This window comes from Paenibacillus sp. MY03 (assembly GCF_002165585.1).
Classification (GTDB): domain Bacteria; phylum Bacillota; class Bacilli; order Paenibacillales; family Paenibacillaceae; genus Pristimantibacillus; species Pristimantibacillus agaridevorans.
On record NZ_MXQD01000041.1, the window covers coordinates 1 to 20,280 of the forward strand.

At 49.9% G+C, this 20,280-nt stretch carries 23 protein-coding genes; all 23 read right to left on the reverse strand.

Annotation, left to right across the window (positions count from 1 at the left end):
• On the reverse strand, window positions 1–324 hold a 324-nt coding region (locus B1748_RS26415; protein ID WP_087570947.1), incomplete at its 3' end, for a hypothetical protein.
• 42 nt (window positions 325–366) lie between these two features.
• Window positions 367–1,779, reverse strand: coding sequence for a flagellar assembly protein A (locus tag B1748_RS26420; RefSeq protein WP_483874419.1), 1,413 nt, complete (start codon window positions 1,777–1,779; stop codon window positions 367–369).
• A gap of 11 nt (window positions 1,780–1,790) precedes the next feature.
• Entirely contained in the window at window positions 1,791–2,576 is a 786-nt protein-coding gene (locus B1748_RS26425; protein ID WP_087570949.1) for a FliA/WhiG family RNA polymerase sigma factor, read from the reverse strand.
• A gap of 4 nt (window positions 2,577–2,580) precedes the next feature.
• Complete coding sequence (locus B1748_RS26430) at window positions 2,581–3,045, reverse strand: hypothetical protein (RefSeq protein WP_087570950.1); 465 nt, start codon at window positions 3,043–3,045, stop codon at window positions 2,581–2,583.
• A gap of 2 nt (window positions 3,046–3,047) precedes the next feature.
• Complete coding sequence (locus tag B1748_RS26435; RefSeq protein WP_087570951.1) at window positions 3,048–3,542, reverse strand: chemotaxis protein CheD; 495 nt, start codon at window positions 3,540–3,542, stop codon at window positions 3,048–3,050.
• Window positions 3,539–4,162, reverse strand: coding sequence for a chemotaxis protein CheC (locus tag B1748_RS26440; protein WP_087570952.1), 624 nt, complete (start codon window positions 4,160–4,162; stop codon window positions 3,539–3,541). Before B1748_RS26440 ends, B1748_RS26435 begins: the two co-directional genes overlap by 4 nt.
• A 3-nt stretch (window positions 4,163–4,165) precedes the next feature.
• Window positions 4,166–4,627: a chemotaxis protein CheW gene (locus tag B1748_RS26445; protein WP_087570953.1), complete on the reverse strand. Its 462-nt coding sequence runs from the start codon at window positions 4,625–4,627 to the stop codon at window positions 4,166–4,168.
• Between the two features lie 12 nt (window positions 4,628–4,639).
• Complete coding sequence (locus B1748_RS26450; protein WP_087570954.1) at window positions 4,640–6,724, reverse strand: chemotaxis protein CheA; 2,085 nt, start codon at window positions 6,722–6,724, stop codon at window positions 4,640–4,642.
• Window positions 6,725–6,771: 47 nt separating this feature from the next.
• Window positions 6,772–8,160 carry a protein-glutamate methylesterase/protein-glutamine glutaminase gene (locus B1748_RS26455; RefSeq protein WP_087570955.1) on the reverse strand — a complete coding sequence of 463 codons (1,389 nt, stop codon included), beginning with the start codon at window positions 8,158–8,160 and terminating at the stop codon, window positions 6,772–6,774.
• Window positions 8,161–8,186: 26 nt separating this feature from the next.
• A complete protein-coding gene (locus tag B1748_RS26460; RefSeq protein ID WP_087570956.1) occupies window positions 8,187–9,050 on the reverse strand; it encodes a MinD/ParA family protein in 864 nt (287 codons plus the stop codon).
• A complete protein-coding gene (gene flhF / locus B1748_RS26465) occupies window positions 9,043–10,371 on the reverse strand; it encodes a flagellar biosynthesis GTPase FlhF (RefSeq protein WP_087570957.1) in 1,329 nt (442 codons plus the stop codon). Before flhF ends, B1748_RS26460 begins: the two co-directional genes overlap by 8 nt.
• Window positions 10,368–12,398, reverse strand: a complete 2,031-nt coding sequence (flhA, locus tag B1748_RS26470; RefSeq protein ID WP_087570958.1) for a flagellar biosynthesis protein FlhA — start codon at window positions 12,396–12,398, stop codon at window positions 10,368–10,370. The genes flhF and flhA overlap by 4 nt, the downstream gene beginning before the upstream one ends.
• 28 nt (window positions 12,399–12,426) lie before the next feature.
• Complete coding sequence (gene flhB / locus B1748_RS26475) at window positions 12,427–13,518, reverse strand: flagellar biosynthesis protein FlhB (RefSeq protein ID WP_087570959.1); 1,092 nt, start codon at window positions 13,516–13,518, stop codon at window positions 12,427–12,429.
• Window positions 13,519–13,535: 17 nt separating this feature from the next.
• Window positions 13,536–14,327 (reverse strand): flagellar biosynthetic protein FliR, encoded by a 792-nt coding sequence (fliR, locus tag B1748_RS26480; RefSeq protein WP_087570960.1) that lies wholly within the window; start codon window positions 14,325–14,327, stop codon window positions 13,536–13,538.
• Between the two features lie 13 nt (window positions 14,328–14,340).
• A complete protein-coding gene (gene fliQ, locus B1748_RS26485) occupies window positions 14,341–14,610 on the reverse strand; it encodes a flagellar biosynthesis protein FliQ (RefSeq protein WP_087570961.1) in 270 nt (89 codons plus the stop codon).
• A gap of 21 nt (window positions 14,611–14,631) precedes the next feature.
• Window positions 14,632–15,393 carry a flagellar type III secretion system pore protein FliP gene (fliP, locus tag B1748_RS26490; protein WP_087570962.1) on the reverse strand — a complete coding sequence of 254 codons (762 nt, stop codon included), beginning with the start codon at window positions 15,391–15,393 and terminating at the stop codon, window positions 14,632–14,634.
• Window positions 15,383–16,024 carry a flagellar biosynthetic protein FliO gene (locus tag B1748_RS26495; protein ID WP_087570963.1) on the reverse strand — a complete coding sequence of 214 codons (642 nt, stop codon included), beginning with the start codon at window positions 16,022–16,024 and terminating at the stop codon, window positions 15,383–15,385. The genes fliP and B1748_RS26495 overlap by 11 nt, the downstream gene beginning before the upstream one ends.
• Window positions 16,025–16,039: 15 nt before the next feature.
• Window positions 16,040–16,402 (reverse strand): response regulator, encoded by a 363-nt coding sequence (locus B1748_RS26500; RefSeq protein ID WP_087570964.1) that lies wholly within the window; start codon window positions 16,400–16,402, stop codon window positions 16,040–16,042.
• Between the two features lie 20 nt (window positions 16,403–16,422).
• Complete coding sequence (gene fliY, locus B1748_RS26505) at window positions 16,423–17,673, reverse strand: flagellar motor switch phosphatase FliY (protein WP_087570965.1); 1,251 nt, start codon at window positions 17,671–17,673, stop codon at window positions 16,423–16,425.
• On the reverse strand, window positions 17,663–18,664 hold the full coding sequence (fliM, locus tag B1748_RS26510; RefSeq protein ID WP_087570966.1) for a flagellar motor switch protein FliM: 1,002 nt from the start codon (window positions 18,662–18,664) through the stop codon (window positions 17,663–17,665). Before fliM ends, fliY begins: the two co-directional genes overlap by 11 nt.
• A gap of 34 nt (window positions 18,665–18,698) precedes the next feature.
• A complete protein-coding gene (locus B1748_RS26515) occupies window positions 18,699–19,163 on the reverse strand; it encodes a flagellar basal body-associated FliL family protein (RefSeq protein WP_087570967.1) in 465 nt (154 codons plus the stop codon).
• Window positions 19,160–19,387, reverse strand: a complete 228-nt coding sequence (locus tag B1748_RS26520; RefSeq protein WP_087570968.1) for a flagellar FlbD family protein — start codon at window positions 19,385–19,387, stop codon at window positions 19,160–19,162. Before B1748_RS26520 ends, B1748_RS26515 begins: the two co-directional genes overlap by 4 nt.
• Window positions 19,388–19,461: 74 nt before the next feature.
• On the reverse strand, window positions 19,462–20,274 hold the full coding sequence (gene flgG, locus B1748_RS26525; RefSeq protein WP_087570969.1) for a flagellar basal body rod protein FlgG: 813 nt from the start codon (window positions 20,272–20,274) through the stop codon (window positions 19,462–19,464).
• Between the last annotated feature and the right edge of the window lie 6 nt (window positions 20,275–20,280).

Here is a 20,280-nt window from a genome sequence, read left to right on the forward strand (position 1 = left end):
CTTGACGTCAAAGCGCAGTCCTTTGTAGGGGTGCGGGGATTCCGGAGGCGGCTCCTTCGCGGATTCATCCTTGCCATGTCCCTTGCCGCGGCCTTGTTGTCTCGGGTCACCGCCTCCGTTTTTCTCCTGGTCGGCTTTAATTCCCGAGTTCGAAGACTGTTCGACCGCCGCGCTTTGGGATCGCTGCGCTTCAGTATGTTTCTCCGTTTGATGTGCGAGCATGTTCTGCTCCGTAATCGGTCGTTGCGCCGCTTGCTGCTGCATGCCGCTAAACTCTTGTGTTCGTGGAACGGATATTTGAAAATCTAACGGTTTGAACGTCATCGATTTCCCTCCTTCGCCACATTCTTACCTGCAAGGGGATGTTTACGGATGATAGGGTGCCAAAGCAATATCGCCTTCCATTAATCGGAAGGATACTCTTTGCGCACTGTCTTTAACAAACTTGGTATAACGGCCGATTACAATCTTTACGCCGCCATATATCGTACCGCTCACATCCACCTTGGAACGTCCCGAATCCTCAAGTTGTTTCTCGATTTCGAGCATACGATCTTTGCATTCGTCGATGGTGGCAACCGTCTGGCGTTTGGTCGCGTTCAGCTTGATGCGCATAGCCAACCGATCCGGTGACAATTGGCCCGCGGCCGCCATCTGATCAAGAATAACCAGCGCCTTTTCGGTTTTGTCCAGACTGTCAACCGATTGCCTGAGGGATGTACGAAGCTCCATGAGCTCGTCCCTGAGTTGTGGATTAACGCCCGCTTCTACGACGGTATTCGTTGACATCGGATTGCCGATCGTCCTCGCTAATACGGTTTCTCCGGCTTGCACGATTCCGCCGACGATTAACCCCTTTGCACCAGAACATATGACGCTGTGTCCCGCTTTTACTTGAGAATGCATAATGCTTTGGGAGACCAATACATCAGCGCCGGCGATGACAATGCCGTCTTGAATGAAAGAGCAGCGTATATTGTTTTGCGCTCTTACGTAACCCTTGTTGCCAGCCATAATACCGCCGGTAATCTCAATGGAACCGTCGGACTCAAGCTCGGCGCCTTCGACTCCCCCAATAATACGAATATCGCCAGATGCCTTTACTCGGAAACCGCTAAGCACATTGCCGCGAATAACGACAGTACCTACAAAATCGATGTTTCCTACGCGATAGTCAACGTCGCCATTTACTTCGTAAACGGGGAATACGTTGATTTTCACCTTATCCGTAAGCGTAATCAACCCATCGATTGCTGCATACAAGGCAGAACCATCCCCGCCCTGCACGACGTTTTTGCCGACTTTGAAGTGAGCGCGCTTGCCGTATTTTGGAGGAATCTCTTCGCCTGTGACCGTTCTTCCCGGTGGACCAGCACTTGGCTCTACCAGCTCGGCAATCAGTTGACCGCGTTTTACGTTTTTTAGTTGATTGACTTGCTTGAAGTCTATCTTGCCATCTTCGCCCTCTGCTGGGCGACGCTCGTCATTGTCCATATCGAACACGAATCGTATCATGCCGTCTTTGCCCGGACTTGGGCTCTGGCCTTGCGCAATAATCGTCTGTTCCCTGCAATAAGCTAGAGGATTTCTGCTTATTCCATCCAGCACGTCGGTTCGGAGACCATGGACAACTCCCTTACTTCGCACGAAGAGCTCTAACTCATCGGCCGTACAAGCAAATTCGTCCGTAATTCGAATGAATGCTATAAAGGCAGTCAGCTTGTCCGCCGACGTTTGCAAGCGTAAATACGAATCCAGTTGTTGATTGTCCACCTGTATCCCCCCCCTTCCTATTGCTGCATTAATTGATCTTTATGTTTAGCCAACACTCCACGAAGACGAAGAATGGCCTTCGAGTGCAATTGGGAAATTCTCGACGGTGACAGCGACATAACCTCGGCTATTTCGCTTAAGGACAGCTCCTCATAATAGAATAGGGATACGACGGTCCGCTCCTTCTCCGTCAATCGATCTATTCCTTTTACTAACGATTCCTTCAAATAAACTTCATGCACGGTTTGTTCCGGTTTTTTGGCCTTGTCGTCTACGAGCAACGACATGCGAGTCTCCGATTCCTCTTCCCGAATGGGATCCTCAAGGGAGCAGATCGACGCAACCGATATATCTTGCAGCATGACGGTAAATTCCTTTTCCGTTATTTGCAGATACCGGCTTACTTCCGCGTCGGATACAGAACGCATATATTGCTGCTCCAGCACTTGATAGGCGTCCTCGACGCGTTTAGCCTTCTCGCGCACGGAGCGCGGCACCCAGTCGCCTTGACGTAGCCCGTCGATGATGGAGCCGCGAATACGCCATGAAGCGTACGTCTCGAATTGCAATCCTCTTTTATAGTCGAATTTCTCGATTGCGTCAATAAGACCCATGACTCCGTTGCTGGCCAGATCGTCTTTAATGACGTTTTTAGGCAGTCCGATTGCCATGCGATTCGTAACAAAATCGACAAGCGGCAAATAATTTTCAATCAGGCTTTTTTTGGCTTCGATATCCCCTTGCTCTTTCCATGCTTGCCACATCTGGATGTTCGTCAAATGAGGCGACTTTAGCTCTGGCATTGACTCACTCTCCTGTCAGGTGACGTACGGCTTTCGCCAATTCCTCTGGTTGTTTGCCGGCGGTAGATACGAGTTGCGGCGGAGACAATGGTTTGAAGCTGCTTGCTCCTTCATTAGCGCCTTCTTTTACCGGCTGCGTTGCTGGCTGTGGCGAAGAAGATGCTCCTTGCTGCAATTGAGCCTTTAACAGTTGGTTCAAATCATCCGACTCGTCTGGCGTACGCAAGTCCATCTCGGCGCCTCGCGGATCGTCAGCCTCCTCTTCGCTGGGACCCATTGGGATCGCCGGAGGCTGCAATATTACGCCCAAAACGAACCGGGCGGCAAATGCGACGACGAAAAAAGCCACGAATGCATATAAACTTCTCATGAGTATAACGGACATGGGATTATTCCCCAAGGAGAATATGACGGTCAGACCGACTCCCGCAATACCGAAACCCACATTCCATCTCCATGAACCCAGCATTGTTAAATCTCCTTTATTCCAAACTGCACGCTCCGGATCATGAGTATGCCACTGCCGCTGTCGAACTCGATTGTCCGTCCGTAATTCCCCCCCGTATCGTGGGATACGATTGGAATACGAAGTCTGTTGAGCATGCTCATACAAGATTCCACGTTACGCGGACCTATTCGGAGAGTATCCGATTGCCCCGCAAACGCGAACATCTGAGCGCCGCCCGCCATCTTGGCTTGAACCCGATTCATGTTCGCGCCAAGCACGGTCATTCGATTTAGCAGCTCCGGAATTGCGGTATCTGCATATTTTGCCAGATTGATTTGCGCTTCCCTGGCAATATCCGATGATGGCAGCATAACATGCGCCATTCCGGCAATGCCGGATTTCGAATCGTATAATGTTACACCGACACAGGATCCAAGTCCCGTTGTCTTCAATAAGGCTCCGCCGTCCACGACGTTTAAATCCGCCATTCCTACCTTTACAAGCGTCTGTCCTGTCATTCTCGCCCGACTCCCAATGATCGAAATATTTTGCCGAAGGAGCCGGGATCGGGAATGAGAAAAAAATGTCCTTCCAACGATTGATGATCTTCGAGAAACGTTGTCTCTATTAGCAGAGCCGAATCTCCCATCTCGCCATATTGCATCAGTCCGTAGCTCAGGATGGCGCCGGCCATATCATGGGCAATAGCGGGTACGGAAGGCATCATGGGCAGTTGAGTGAAATCAGCTAATGACGAGAGGTACGACCCTGCCAATATGTTGCCGATTTCGCATAAAGCAGACAACTCCATCTCGGAGTAACCTTTATCCCCTTCGTCGTGTCTTAATGACAACAGTTGATTCAGCATCCGCTCAGCGGAATTTTCCTCAATTAGAAAAAACATGTTTCCCGGGGCTTCGCCTTCCACCCGCAGGAAAACTCCGAGCACGACCTGTTCGGCTCCTCCCACAAGCTCGGCGATTTCCTCGAAGGGCAGCAGGCTGACCTTCGGTACCGCCATGTCTACCGGCTTGTTCAAGAGCTTGGACAACGCGGTGGCCGCATTGCCTGCTCCGATATTCCCCACTTCTTTGAGTACATCTAATTCAAAAGCTTCAAAGTTCTTAAATTCGGCCACCTATTAAACCTCCAGCTGTTCGAGCTGGATAATCTCGTTTTTGTTAAGAACCTCTGACAGATTAAGCATGATCAGCAGACGACCTTCGCCTAATTTGGCAATGCCGCGCAAATATTTGGCTTTAATACCGCCGACGATCTCCGGAGGATTGTCAATCGTGTCCGAATCGATATCGATAACGTCGTTTGCCGAATCCACGATAAAACCGACTTCCAATTCATTTACGGCTACGACAATAATACGGGAATTTTCCGTTGGCTGGGTTTCGCTGAGATTGAATCTACCTCGCAGATCGATAACAGGAACAACGACGCCGCGCAGATTAATGACACCTTTAATGAAAGCAGCCGTTTTGGGAACGCGTGTGATAGGCGTCAGTCTCTCGATTGTGCGCACTTTATCCACTTCGATGCCATACTCTTCCTTGCCAAGCGCGAATACGATAACCTTCAATTCTTCTCCCATTGTAAACCCTCCTTATTTGATCAATGCATTCGGATCGATGATAAGAGCGACATATCCGTCACCGAGAATCGTAGCCCCGGAGATGGCGTATACGTTAGTCAAATATTTGCCTAAAGTTTTAAGCACGATTTCACTTTGTCCGATAAACTCCTCGACCATGACGGCGGCCATCTTATCGCCTTTGCGAATAACGACGATCTCTGTTTCCTGCTCCTGGCTTTCGTCGTAATCCGGTGATTCCAGCACGCTGCTCAGCGATACGAGCGGAATAATGGAGCCGCGGAATTCCACCATCTGATTGCCATGCACGTTCAGAATGCCCGATCGCTTAATGATGCCCGTCTCCACAATCGAAGACAGCGGTATCGCATATTTCTCCGAGCCTAATTTAATCAGCATCGCCGAGATGATCGACAATGTCAGCGGCAGCTGAACCGAGAACTTTGTCCCTTTGCCTTCTGCGGAGGTTACCGTAACGTTGCCGCCAAGCGAAGTGATTTTCGTTTTTACGACGTCGAGTCCAACCCCGCGGCCAGAAATATCCGAGATTTTGTCGGCCGTGCTAAAGCCCGGCGCAAAGATAAGCATCTGGATTTCTTCTTCGGTCAAGTTGCGTGCCTGCTCTTCTGTCACAACACCGTTTTTGATGGCGATCTGAAGCACTTTTTGTTTATTAATGCCTCTTCCGTCTTCTTCTACCTCAATAAACACATGGTTGCCGCTGTGGAAAGCCCGAAGATGAATCGTCCCCGTTTCTGATTTGCCCGAAGCGATACGCTCCTCGACGGACTCGATGCCATGGTCGCCAGAGTTGCGAATAAGATGAACCAGCGGATCCCCGATTTCGTCGATAACCGTGCGATCTAGCTCGGTGTCGGCTCCCGTAATAATAAGCTCCATCTTTTTGTTAAGCGACTTTGCCATATCGCGTACAAGTCTGGGGAAACGATTGAACACAGAGTCAACCGGAACCATGCGCAGTTTAAGCACGATGTTCTGGAGGTCGGAGCTGACCCTCGACATATGCTCCACCGTCTCCGTTAATTCCGTACGCTTGATTTCACTCGCCAGCTGCTCCAGCCTTACGCGGTCGATCAGCAGCTCGCTAAATAAATTCATCAGCGTGTCAAGCCGGTCGATATCGACTCTGATCGTCTTGTTCATGGCCGCAGGAGCACTCTGCGGTGCAGCAGACGGCTTGCTGGAAATTTTAACACTGTCGTTTGCAAGTGGAGCAGTTGCCGATTCAGCAGCAGCAGCAGGCTTCACGGGCGCTTCCACGGCAGCTGCCGCTGGAGCGCTTGTCAATGAGGCGAGAGTTTCGGCATCCAGAGGCGTTACCGTTACAGAAGAAATCTCGGAGATATTCATGATCTGTTCGTACAGCTGTTCGGCCGTTAGTGTGGAAATCGTAAATACAGTGAACGTTCTGTCGAATTTCTCTTGCTCGAGATCCTGTACCGAAGGTTCGGACTTTACAATTTCTCCGTTGCTCTCCAGCAAATTAAAGACCATATAGGACCTCGCTGCTTTGAGAACGCAATTCTCGTCAACGCTAACTTGTACGTAATAAGGCTGATGTCCGGCCTCCATGGATTGCAGAAGAATCGAGGATTGGAATTGGTCGAGGAGCACGCCGCCCGATGTTTCTCCCCCTTCGGCATTCGCTGATGCCGACGGAGCCGCTGCAGTCGAAGCGGCCGCCTGCGACTTATAATCGCCCTTTAGGATGCCTTGCAAGGAGGCGACAATAGAAGTGACATCCGCTTTGCCTGTCCCTCCGCCCACGATGTCTTGTACCATGGCCTCCAGCGCGTCCAAACCTTTGAACAACGTATCGAAGATAAAGCTGTCCATCTTAAGCTTGCTATTGCGGACAAGATCCAGTACATTCTCCATTTCGTGAGTAAGAGCCGCCAAGTCCTCGAAGCCCATTGTCGCCGACATGCCTTTGAGCGTATGGGCGGATCTGAATATCGACTGCACGATACTAAGATCCTCGGGATTGCCTTCCAATTGAAGCAGATTTTCGTTCAAGGATTGAAGATGATCGTTAGATTCGTCGATAAACATGGACAGATAAGCATTCATATCCATTCACATGCACCTCCTGGTAGGATGATCGTTCGTTCTCCGTTTATCAATTAATTTTTTGCCACGGCCTTCACAAGCTGAGAAGAAATTTCTCCTAGCGGAAGTACATCCTTGACATAACCGCCTTCAATCGCACATCGCGGCATTCCGTACACCACGCAGGTTTCCTCTGATTCAGCAATCAATGAAACGGCGCCTTGCTCTGCCAGCACCTTCATTCCCTTTGCACCGTCACTGCCCATGCCGGTCATAATGACCGCATGTATGCTCAGCTCGCGGAACGACGCCAGCGATTCGAACATAATGTCCACGGAAGGCCGGTGACCGTTCCGTTGAGGCTGTAGCCCGAGCCGAATGACGTATCCGCCGTCTTGCTTCGCCAGCTCCAGATGATAACCCCCTGGCGCGATATAGACCTTCCCTGGCTGAACAGCCATCCCTTGCTCCGCTTCTACTACTGTGAGCTGACTGAAGTTATCCAGCCTTTGAGCGAGCGACTTTGTAAATTTGGGCGGCATATGCTGCACGACAAGCACCGGGGCCGGAAAGTCGGCAGGCAGCGAGCATATGACTTCATGAAGCGCTCTTGGACCTCCGGTAGACGTTCCGAGCGCTACGAGATGTCGGAAGGCGCCGGCTGGTCTCGGTTGAACTTCGGACTTTAAAGGAGGCGCTGATCTGGCGGCCGGCGGCCGGGTTCCATCCAAAAGCTTGGACCCTTTTGTATTCGGCTTGCCGGCTGCTTGGCCCCCTTGCTCCGCTATGGCCGTTTCCGTCCTCTTTGCAGAACTTTGAGACGTTGGAGCAGGCCGGGTTACTTGGACATCGCCGCCAATATCGTCTAGTGGCTTGGCGGATTTGGACTTGGAGGACTCCAAGCCGGCTTTCTGAAGCGAATGGTTCGCCGCTCTCGTCTGACGGGCTTTGCGCGCCTCATCCTGGACTTTGTCTAACCGCGGGTTCAACCGCTCATTATGTATGATGGGTTCGCTCTTGGACGCGAGCTCTTGCCTTTGCAACAACATTTCCTTGCTAGTCTTGACGTATGCCGCCGTTCGAAGCTTCTCGAGCAATTGTTCTCCAACGGCAAGAATATCATCGGAACCAATGCCCGAAGGCTTGCGAATGAAATCGAATGCGCCGAATTGCAACGCCTTGATCGTATCGCGAGTGTTATCCTCGCTAATGCCGGACAACATGATGATTGGTCTTGGATTGTCCTTCATAATGAATTGCAGCGCTTCGATTCCATTCATTTGGGGCATCTCCAGATCCATCGTCACGACATCCGGTTGATGCTCTCTGACAGCGGCGATCGCCTCCATCCCGTTGGATGCGGTCGCCGCAATGGTGAATTGTTTGTCCCGCACGATGAGATCACTTATAATCGTACGCATGAACGCCGAATCGTCCACGACCAGTACGCGATAAGGAGCCATTTGCATCCCTCCTCAACAACAAAGGACTACCTTGCTAGTCTGAATAATTTAGTTATAAATCCTTTGACGCCGCCGTTCCCGGAAGCCGTTGCCGGAATATCCATATAAGCCTCCGCGATTCGGCAAAGCGCGATCGCCGCTCCGCTGTTCGGATATGCAATCAGGAACGGGATTTGCCTTTTTACTGCTTTGGAGACATGAGAGTCATCCGGGATGGTGCCCAGGGAAGGCAGCTCCGAATGAAGAAACCGACTGGCGACTAAACTGATCTTCTCAGCTGTCTCTTTTCCCTCTCTGGCATCGGATGCACGATTGACGATTAGCTTAAACTGTGCGTCAATGCCCATCGATTTCACCATCTTAATCAGGGCATAAGCGTCAGTAATCGAGGTCGGCTCCGGTGTTGTAACAACAATCGTTTCTTGAGCCGCGGCGATAAATCTGACTGTCTCCTTCGACAAGCCCGCACCTGTGTCGAACAAAATGACGTCATATTCGCCATGCAGCTTCTCGACCTCGGAGGCGAATCGATTAATTTGCTCCGATGAAAGCTCGAGAAGATCGCGGAATCCGGAGCCGCCTGCGATATAATGGATCCCTTCGACGCCGAGTTGGATAATATCCCAGATCGTTTTCTCCTGTTTGAGCAGATGATAGAGACTGTAAGTAGATGATGTTCCCATCAGGACGTCGATATTAGCCATTCCGATGTCGGCGTCGAAGATGAGCACTTTTTTGCCTTGACGCTTAAGCGCAAGCGCGAAATTCAGACTGAAGTTTGACTTCCCGACTCCGCCTTTCCCGCTAGTAACTGTAATAATCCGGGTATTCGCACGATGGTTCTCTTGCTGCTTGACCAAATACCGCAAAGCTTCTGCCTGATCATTCATGTGCAGGCTCTCCTAACAAAAGAGATACGTATGCATGGCAATCGAATCTGCTAATATCGTCAGGCACGTTCTGACCGCTTGCGAGATAGGTTGGATTAAGCTCCATATTCATAACCAGATTAAAAATCGCACCGTATGCAGACGTTTCATCCAGCTTCGTAAATAGAATCTTCGAAACGCCGAACTTCTTGAACCGATCTGCGATGGCAACCATATCAGCCGTCTTGCCCGTAAGACTAACGACAAGAATCGTCTCGCTTGGCTCAAAAGTTTGCAGCAGGCTATTTACCTCGGACACGTGAAGCTCGCTGCGGAAGTTCCGGCCTGCCGTATCCATCAGGATCAGCTCTTGATCACTCAGGGATTGATACGCCTTGGGCAGATCCATTGGAGAGAATACTACCTCTAAAGGTACATTCAAGATGTTAGCGTACGTTCGCAACTGATCGACTGCGGCAATTCTGTAAGTATCGGAGGTAATGAAACCTACTTTGCGTCCATGCTTGATCTTGTATTCGGCGGCAAGCTTTGCGATTGTCGTTGTTTTGCCGACTCCGGTCGGTCCGACAAAATGAAGCACCGTCGCATCCTCGCGAATACCGCTAAGGCAATAAGGCTGCATCCATTCCTGAAGCTGGATCGCGGCTCTGCGCCATGTCTCGTCATAAGAGAATGCGGCGCCCTCCTCTTTTTCGGCCTCCGTTAAGGTTTCAATAAGACGTTCGCTCCAGACGGGATCTAACTCTTGCAGACTCAATCGATCCTTAAGAGCATGAATGGATTCGGACAACCGTTTTTGCGACTGGCTTTCCCTGGTTAACTTCACCATGTACTCTCGCAGATCGCGAATCTCATTAATGATGAATTGCTCCTTGTCCATCCGGAAACGGGATTGAGGCGACTCCGTTTCGTGTTGCGGTTTTTCTGGATGTTTAAATGCCGATAGCGGTCTCGTTTCAGATGTGGCTGCATTCGGTTGTTTTTGATCTTGGTAGGCAGATGTTACGTTCGGGCGAGCTTGCTGCATGGGCAAAGGCTCCAATGTAGCGGTAGCTGCCCCCGAGCGTTTGGCCGTCTGCAAAATTTGTTCCACCATGGCAGACACTTCCGGCTGGACAGGCCGCTGCGGCGGATCCTGCTGTTTCACTGCTCCAGTCTCGACAGCCGCAATGACCTCCATCTTCTTTTTGCGAAACATGCCGAGAAACCCGCCGACTTTGACTTCCTTCGTCTCGAGAATAACAGCATCATTGCCGAGATCTGTGCGAATCTGCGAAACCGCTTCAGGTAAAGCGTTGACCAAGTACCGTTTCACCCTCATAGATTCACCACTCCTACGCTCTGGACTTCAATGTTAGGCTCAAGCTCGCTGTAGGACAAGACAGGGACTTCTTGCATGGTGCGTTCAATAATTTGTCTCAAATACATGCGAATCGTCGGAGATGCCAACACGATTGGTTGTTGTCCCGACTGAATCTGCCTGCTGACATGTTCGCCGATCTTTTGATAAATTTGCTGGGTTGAGATGGGATCGAGCGCAATGTAACTGCCTTGATCGGTCTGCTGCACGGATTCCGCGATTTTTTTCTCCAATTGCGGCCCTACCGTAATCACTCGCAGCGTATCCCCGCCAGGAGAGAATTGCTGGGTAATTTGGCGTGACAGCGACTGTCTTACATATTCCGTCAAAATGTCAGGGTCCTTCGTATATGAGCCATGATCGGCAAGAGCCTCAAATATGGTAACCAGATCCCGTATCGACACCTTCTCCTTAAGAAGCTTGGAGAGAACCTTCTGTACGTCGCCAATGGTCAGAATGGAAGGAATGAGTTCGTCGACAAGCGCAGGGTACGATTCCTTGACATTTTCGACAAGCATCTTCGCCTCTTGACGACCGATAAGCTCATGCGCATGCCGTTTAATGATTTCCGTAAGATGTGTCGCGACAACCGACGGCGGATCAACGACCGTATAGCCGGACAGCTCTGCCCGCTCTTTCATCGCTTCGTCAATCCAGATGGCCGGCAGACCAAATGCCGGTTCGGTCGTCTCGATGCCGATGACCGAATCATCCTCGAAGCCCGGACTCATCGCCAAGTAATGATTTAAGAGCAAGTCTCCTCTTGCTACGGTATTTCCTTTGATCTTGATGACGTACTCATTCGGTTTTAATTGAATGTTATCGCGGATTCGGATGACCGGTACGACGAGCCCAAGCTCTAATGCGCACTGCCTGCGGATCATAATGATCCGGTCGAGAAGATCTCCGCCCTGCTGCGTATCTGCGAGCGGAATTAATCCGTAACCGAATTCGAACTCGATTGGATCCACTTGCAGCAAGCTGATCACGCTTTCCGGGCTGCGCACCTCTTCGATTTGCTGCTCTTCTACAAGCAGCTCTTCCTGCTCTTGTTTTTTGGTGAGGCGCTTCTGCATCACATATGCCCCGATTGCCAAAATAATCGCATAGGGCCATGTCGTAAATATACCGATTGGCGTAAGTCCAAGCACCGCGATGGTTCCGGCTGCGATATACAGCATCTTGGGATACCGAAGCATCTGGCCTGTCAAGTCATCCGCCAAAGTGCCTTCCGAAGCCGCTCTCGTCACAATAAGGCCGGCTGCGGTGGAAATAAGCAAAGCCGGAATTTGCGCGACCAGCCCGTCGCCGATGGTCAGGATCGAAAAAGTTTCCAGGGATTCGCCGAAACTCATTCCATGCATGGCCATACCGACGATAAAGCCGCCAATCAAGTTGATGATCAATATGATGATTGTTGCAATAGCATCGCCCTTGACAAATTTACTGGCACCGTCCATGGCGCCGTAGAAGTCGGCTTCCTTCTCGATTTTGGACCGGCGCTCGCGAGCTTGCTGTTCGTTGATGAGGCCGGAGTTCAAATCCGCGTCGATGCTCATCTGTTTGCCAGGCATCGCATCCAGCGTAAACCTCGCGGCAACCTCTGCAACCCGCTCCGAGCCCTTCGTAATGACGATGAACTGAACAACGACGAGAATCAGGAAGACGATGAAACCAATTGCGACTTCCCCGCCGCCTACCCAGCGTCCGAAAGTCTCGATCACTTCGCCCGCCTCAGCATGCGTTAAAATGCTTCTTGTCGTGGATACGCTTAGTGCCAGCCGGAATAATGTAGTAACGAGCAGGATCGCCGGGAAAATCGAGAAGTCCAGCGCTTCCTTCGTATTCATCGCGACTAACAAAATCATGAGCGCAATCGAGATATTCAAGATCAACAACAAGTCGATAAGGAAGATCGGGATCGGGATAATCATCATGAGCACAATTCCAATAATGCCAAGTATGATAAATAAATCTTTTGGTTTCATGATGGCGCCTCCTCCCGCGGTTTATCGTTTATTTGGTTCTGCCCTTCAATTTATACACATGCGCCAGCACTTCTGCCACAGCCTGGAACAGATCGTTCGGAATAACGTCTCCGATCTCTGCCCTTTCGTACAGCGCTCTTGCCAGCGGCTTATTTTCCATCGTTATGACGCCATTTTCCTTGGCGATTTCCTTGATTTTCAGAGCGACATGATCCATCCCCTTCGCGATAATCGTCGGCGCTTCCATCTTGGATGCGTCGTATTTGAGTGCAATGGCAAAGTGAGTCGGGTTCGTGATGACGACATCGGCTTTGGGCACTTCCTGCATCATGCGTTGAATGGCCATCTTCCGTTGACGTTCGCGAATCCTTCCTTTGACGAGGGGATCACCTTCCGATTTCTTATATTCATCTTTAATGTCTTGCTTTGACATCTTAATACTTTTCTCATGCTCGTATTTCTGGTACATATAATCCAGAAGAGCAAGTATTACCAATACCGAGCCAATCTGGATCCCAAGCTTTATGGTTATTCCGGCTGTGAAGCTAAATACGGATTGGATCGACAACGAAGACAAGGCGAGCAGGTTGTTCCATTCCCGCGAAATCGCCATATATACCAAAATACCGATAATCGTTACTTTCAAAATGCTTTTCAAAAATTCAACCAAACTTCTCATGGAGAAGATTCGCTTAAACCCTTCAATAGGATTCAGCTTGGAGAGCTTCAGCTTCAAAGGATCTCCAGTCAACAGGAAGCCGAACTGAGCCACGTTGCCGATAATGCCGACCAACATCGCGATAGCGAAGATCGGAAGTAAAAACAACAACGATTGCCATAACAGATTCATGAACAATTCGGTCACATTTTCGGTCGTTAACTCCAGCAACAGCCAATCCTGAAAAATACCGCCGAACAGTCCAATAATCTTGGTCTTGTAATAGCTGCCCAGCATCAAAAACGAAGCGGAAACGAATAAGAGAATAAATGCGCCGGGCAAATCGGAGGATTTGGCCACCTGGCCCTTCTTGCGTGATTCATTCCGCTTTTTGGGCGTCGCTTTCTCCGTCTTTTCCTGACTGAACAATTGCAAATCCAGCTTTAAACGATAAGCTCGCAAGGTAAACGGCCTCCTGCCTACTCAACTGGCGGTCCTTGTACGATTCCGAGCAAGTGTTCCAGCGAATCGAACATAATAGCGAACAGCTTTTCGAATAACACCGCCATCCCGGGCAATAACAACATCAATAGAATCAAACCAATGATAATTTTTAACGGGATGCCGATGACAAAAATATTGAACTGCGGAGCTGTTTTGACCAGGAAGCCGAGCCCCAGGTCCGTCAGAAACATGGCGACGACAAGCGGTGCTGCCACCTGCAGTGCAAGAAGGAAAGTATTGCCGAACGTACGAGTCAAAAAGTCGGTAACGCCGCCCTCCATGATTCGGGCAAACAAGTCGTTCGTTAGAGGCAGCCACTGATAGCTGTCCATCAATCCCGTCAATAAATAATGATGGCCATTCATCATTAAAAATACGACCAGCATGAGCATATACTTGAAGTTTCCCAATAGGGGCGATGAAGCTCCTGTATGGGGATCAACAACGTTAGCCATCGCAAATCCGATTTGCATATCCATAATGGAGCCCGCGGTTTGGACAATCATAAAAAATAAATAAACGACAAACCCCAGCAATATGCCGATCAACATCTCTTGAATGAGGACGAGTATGTATTCCGCGTTCGTAACGATGGATTGCTCCATCCCATAGGTCATAAATACGATGAAGGAAATAAAAAATCCGATACCAATCTTGAACACATTCGGCACGCCTCGCGAAGAAAAGACAGGCGCAATGACGAAAAATGCTGTTATTCGACAAAAAATAAGCAAAAAAATAGGAAACCCTTGAACGATTGCATTCATCCGCATTCACAACCTAACCGATGTAATGATGAAGATTGTTCAGCAGCCGGTATGTGAAGTCGACAACCGTATTCAGTATCCATGGTCCGAAAACAATGATGGAGACAAAAACAGCGACAATCTTGGGAACAAAAGCGAGCGTCTGCTCCTGAATCTGGGTCGTCGCCTGAAAGACGCTGATTAACAAACCAACAACCAAGGCGAGGACCAGCATTGGAGCGCTGGCTTTCAGAACCGTATACACCGCTTCGCCGGCTAATCCGATGACGAAGTCAGCACTCATGAGCATTACCCTCCTGTGGCATCATGTGTTGAAGCTGAGCAGCAACGACTTGACGATCAGATACCAGCCGTCAACAAGCACGAATAAAAGCAGCTTGAACGGTAACGAGATCATGATCGGCGGCAGCATCATCATCCCCATCGCCATTAAGGTACTGGCGACAATCATGTCAATGACCAGGAACGGGATAAATATCATAAAGCCCATCTGGAAAGCTGTTTTGAGTTCGCTGATGGCATAGGCCGGAATCAACACAGTCAGCGGAATATCTTCGTACGAAGACGGTTTTTCTGTCTGCGTGTAATTCATGAACAACAATAAATCTTTTTCGCGCGTATGGGCGAACATAAATTTTTTCATCGGCTTGGCCGCTTCTTCGAACGCTTGCGTTTGTGTAATCTCGCCCTTCAGGTATGGCTGAAGAGCAACCTCGTTTACTTGCCCGAAAGTAGGCGCCATGATAAAAAAAGTAAGGAACATGGCAAGACCGATCAATACCTGATTCGGCGGCGTCGTCTGAGTGCCAATTGAAGTTCGAACGAATCCAAGCACGATTACGATCCGAGTAAAGCTGGTCATGAGCACCATGATTGCCGGCGCGATGCTTAGTACCGTAATAATAAGCAGCAACGACAGCGCGCTGGTGCCGGGCGCTTCTCCATCCCCTCCGTTATTGCCGATATTAATCGAAATATCCGGCAACGGCTCCGCGAAAGTCAGACTCTGAAGCAGTAATGATAGCAGCAGAACGGCGAAGAAAGACACCCATTTCTTATTTTTCATCGTCCATCAACCGTTCGTTCTTATTTTGTTTGTTTAGCAAGCTTTCCAATTGTTCCTTTCGATCGCTCTGCTGAGAAAGCTTGCTGTTCAGCATTTGCTGAAAGGATGCCGAATCGTTCCAACGTTCGTCCTTAGGTTGTTTCTCTTCTTTGTCGCCGGTGCGCCAGCGTCTGACCAACGAAACGATATCCTTTGGCGCCCACGTGACTTCGGCTTGCTTCTCCATTGCGGCGATGACTCTCTCGACTTGTTCGGGATCGTCTATTTTATCGAGCAGCGTAATGGAATTGCCGACGCCAACAATGTAGATGCTGCCTGCAATCTCAACGACTTGCATCGAGCTGTTCTGACCAAGAGCAATGCCGCCCATTGAACGCATGGAGCGACTCGCGCCCCAAGATCGACTGCGACTCGACAGCCACTTGATCACGACCACGATTAGAGTAATCACGATCGCGAGAGAAATGATCACCCAAACGAGTCCACTGAGAAACTCTCCGGGCTCCGAACCGGAAAAAGTATCGGGGATCTCGTTGCCGGCTCCGCTCTCCCCGAGCTTGGCTGCGGCAATCCCCGGTAAAACGGACAGGCCTGCCGCGGCCAACACAGCGGTTCGTAGTTGTAATTTCATAGCGTTGCTGATGCCTTATCCCAGCGTCTTCTTAATCGCTTCGATAACACGATCCGCTTGAAATGGCTTGACGATAAAGTCCTTCGCACCAGCTTGTATCGCATCGATGACCATCGCTTGTTGACCCATGGCGGAGCACATGATGACTTTGGCATTGCCGTCCATCTTTTTGATCTCTTTAAGCGCGGAGATCCCGTCCATCTCGGGCATTGTGATGTCCATCGTAATAAGATCCGGTTTCAGCTCCTTGTATTTCTCCACCGCTTGCGCGCCGTCCTGCGCCTCTCCTACTACCTCATAGCCATTTTTCGACAAAATATCGCGAATCATCATACGCATGAAAGCTGCGTCGTCAACGATCAGAATCCGGTTTGCCATGTTCATTTCCTCCTAGGATGTTATTGTAATTTTTGAATACGGTCCCATTGGCTGACGATGTCCGTGACACGCACGCCGAAGTTCTCGTCGATGACAACAACCTCGCCTTTTGCGATTAGTTTGTTGTTGACGAGAATGTCGACCGGTTCGCCGGCTAGCTTGTCCAACTCGATAATGGAGCCTTGGGACAGTTCTAGAATATCCTTAATTTGCTTCTGGGTTCTACCTAATTCTACAGTGACCTTCAGCGGTATGTCGAGCAATAAATTTAGATTTGTGTTGTCTTGTGGTACAAAAGACGCATTGTTAAAGTTCGCAAACTGAACGGGCTGAACATTGACGTTGCGATTAAGCCCTTGCGGATGGGCCGAAGGTCCCGGATAACCCGTTTGGTTGTCGTAACCTGCTGCGGGAATCCCATACCCTCCAGCATTCTGCATAGGCGGCGCGGCCTGCATCGGAGGCTGAATTGGTGGCGCCATCATCGATGCTGCAGCAGCTGATTGCTGAATGGCTGCTTGCTGCTCTGCTTCCGCCGTTGCTTTGGCTGGTTCGGAAGCTGCAGGCTCCGGCAGCTCGGAATCCCCCATAAGCGTCGACACCATTTGTTTGGCGAAGGATACGGGCAGAAGCTGCATGATTGTCGAATCGATGAGATCGCCAATCGTCAAGTGGAAAGAGATTTTAATAAACACGTCCACCGGAGGCAGATGTCCCATTCCGTCACCCCGATTGACATCAAGGATGTCGATGCCAGGCGGAGAAATATTAACAAAACGGTTAAAGATGGTCGACATGGAGGTTGCCGAAGAGCCCATCATCTGATTCATCGCTTCCTGAACGGCACTGATATGAATTTCGTTTAATTCACCGGCTTCGACAAGTCCTTCTCCGCCTAACATCAAATCCGCAATGACTTGAGCATCCTTCGTGCGAATGACCAGGGAGTTGATTCCTTCGAATCCGTCCACATATTGCACGCTGACCGCTACATGGGGTTTCGGGAAAATATCGCCCAGTTCCTCGCGTCTGACCAACGTAACTTGAGGTGTCGTAATTTCTACTTTTTTACCCAGCAGCGTCGACAACGCCGTTGCCGCGCTCCCGAAAGTAATGTTGCCGATCTCGCCAAGCGCATCCTGCTCCAAAGATGACAAGAAGTCCGATAATTGAACTTCATTGGAAGGAAGCGCAATCTCTTCAGGTTCATTAGAGGACTGACGAAGTAGGGCGTCGATTTCCTCTTGTGATAAATAATCTTTACTCATCATGTAATTCATCCGCTCCTTCGCTTACAATTTCGTCAATCTGAACGGCTAACCGATCTTTGACCGAGCCTGGACTTCCAATAAACTTCAGCTTGTCCCCTACCTTAATTCGAAGACCATCCTCAACCGATTTATTAAGGGACAGCACATCGCCAACGCCCAGCGACAAGAACTCCTGTATCGTAATTGACGATTCGCCTAGCTCGGCGATGATGGGAAGCTTCGCTTTGTTCAAGCGCTGCTCCAGAATTTCCACTTCTTCCGGAATCCGTTCTTTTTTCTGAGAAACAAACCAATGATGCACAGAAAGTCTTGCCATAATCGGTTCTAACACGACATGCGGGATACATAAGTTGATCATGCCGGTTGTATCGCCGATCTTCGTACTGAACGATATAAGAGCGATCGTTTCGTTAGGGGATACGATCTGCATAAATTGCGGATTGGTCTCCAACGCCTCCAGCCTGGGCGAAATATCGATAATCGTCTTCCAGGCCTCTTGCAGGCTTTCGAACGTTCTCGCGAAAATTCGTTCCATGACGGTTGTTTCAATCTCGGTTAAATTGTTTATTTTGGATGGAGCGATACCCTGTCCGCCCAGCATGCGGTCCAACATCGCATAAGCAACGTTCGGATGGACCTCCAGCACCATTCGCCCTTCGAGCGGTTCCGCTTCGAAAATATTGAGAATCGTCATCTTCGGAATGGAACGAATAAACTCGTCATAAGGCAATTGCTCCACGTCCACGACGTTGATCTGGACAAAGGTACGAAGCTGCGCCGAGAAATAGGTTGTCAAATATCGCGCGAAGTTTTCGTGAATGCGAGTCAAGCTCCGGATATGGTCCTTCGAGAACCGCACGGCCCGTTTGAAATCGTACACGCTGACTTTTCGCGTAACCTCTTCCTTCTTCAAATCCTCCGCGTCCATCTCGCCGGAAGACAGCGCAGCTAGCAGGGCGTCGATCTCGTTCTGCGATAATACATCAACCAATTCTCTCACCTCCTTCGAGGAAATCGCCTATAAGTTATAGTTCTGTAATAATGAAATCCGTAATTTCGACTTTAATCAGCTTGCCTTTCGGCAGGGCAGGATTAATCAAGTTAAGAAGCTTAGATTCAAGCGCGTCTTCTCCCTGCGACCCATTTAATTCTTCTGCGGTTGTATCGGCGAGAGTGCGGCTGATCATAGGCTTGATTTCAATTTCGAGCAGCTTGTCAAAATCCTCTTTCGTCTTTTTCGCGTCGAGCTGGAACGCAAAGCTGATAATCACAACTTTCTCTTGATCTTTCAGATTGCGGCGAAAATCATTGAGTTCGGCTGTCACCTCGACACGCTTATCGGCCGATAGCTTTTCGATTTCGACCGGCTCCTTGTTCGCTGCTGTACTGGCTGGATCGTTAAACAGCGAACGGAACAAAATGATGGATACAATGGCGATAAGCGTAATAGATAACAAGATCGTTATTAACCAAGGCAACATTTTTTTCATGACGTAGGACCCTCCGTTTGATCACTCTTTTGGGCCGCCGCGACGAGGCCGATTGTTTGAAGAAACTGCTGATTCAGAAGCAGCAGCTCGGAAGACTTTTCCTTCACCACCAGCTTCTTGCCTGTCGTGAGCGTGATCACGGTATCAGCAGCCTCTTCAATCAATTCAATGAGAAGCGCATTAATAACAACTTTGGTTCCATTCAATCGCGTTACGGTAATCATCAGCTACCCCCTTGCTATGTAGGAGGAGACCGCTAGGAACGGCCTCCCGAATTAGCTTGCTATTATTCTAAAGTTTAACGTTTCAAGTTAACGACTTCTTGCAAAATTTCGTCAGAAGTCGTAATAATTCTGGAGTTCGCCTGGAATCCGCGCTGCGCAACGATCATCTCTGTAAATTCCGCCGTCAGATCGACGTTGGACATCTCCAGCTGACCGGAAATAATGGCGCCCGTGCCGGTCTCTGCGTCATTCGCAGTCAACAGCTCGAATTCGCCGTCCGGATTGGCATTTACCGTCATCCGGTACAAGTTGCCTCCAAGCTTCTCGAGGCCGCTTGGATTGACGACCTTGGCGATCCCGAGCTGAGCCACCTCCACTTGACCGTCAACCGTCACGCCGATGATCATACCGTCTTGGCTGATAGAATAAGCCGTAACTTCTTCATCAAGCACGATAGGAGCACCGCCGCTATCCAGAACGAACATGCCGTCGGACGTAACCAGCTGCCTGGCCGAGTCAAGAGTGAAATTGCCTGCGCGCGTCAACAACATTTCGCCATCAGCACCGGCCGATACTACAAAGAATCCATCCCCGTCGATACGAAGGTCATTCGGTTGATTCGTCGTCATGGCGCTGCCAGCCGTGTGTATCGTATCAATCGACCCGATCGATACGCCAAGTCCGATCTGTCTGGCATTAACACCGCCACGCTCTCCTTCTTCCGGCGCGGTAACTCCGGCTACCGTCTGGCTAAGAATGTCCTGGAACATGACACGGCCCGCTTTGAAGCCTACCGTATTTACGTTTGCAATGTTATTGCCGATAACGTCGAGCTTCGTTTGGAACCCTCTCATGCCGGACACGCCGGAATACATCGATCTTAACATGGCTCT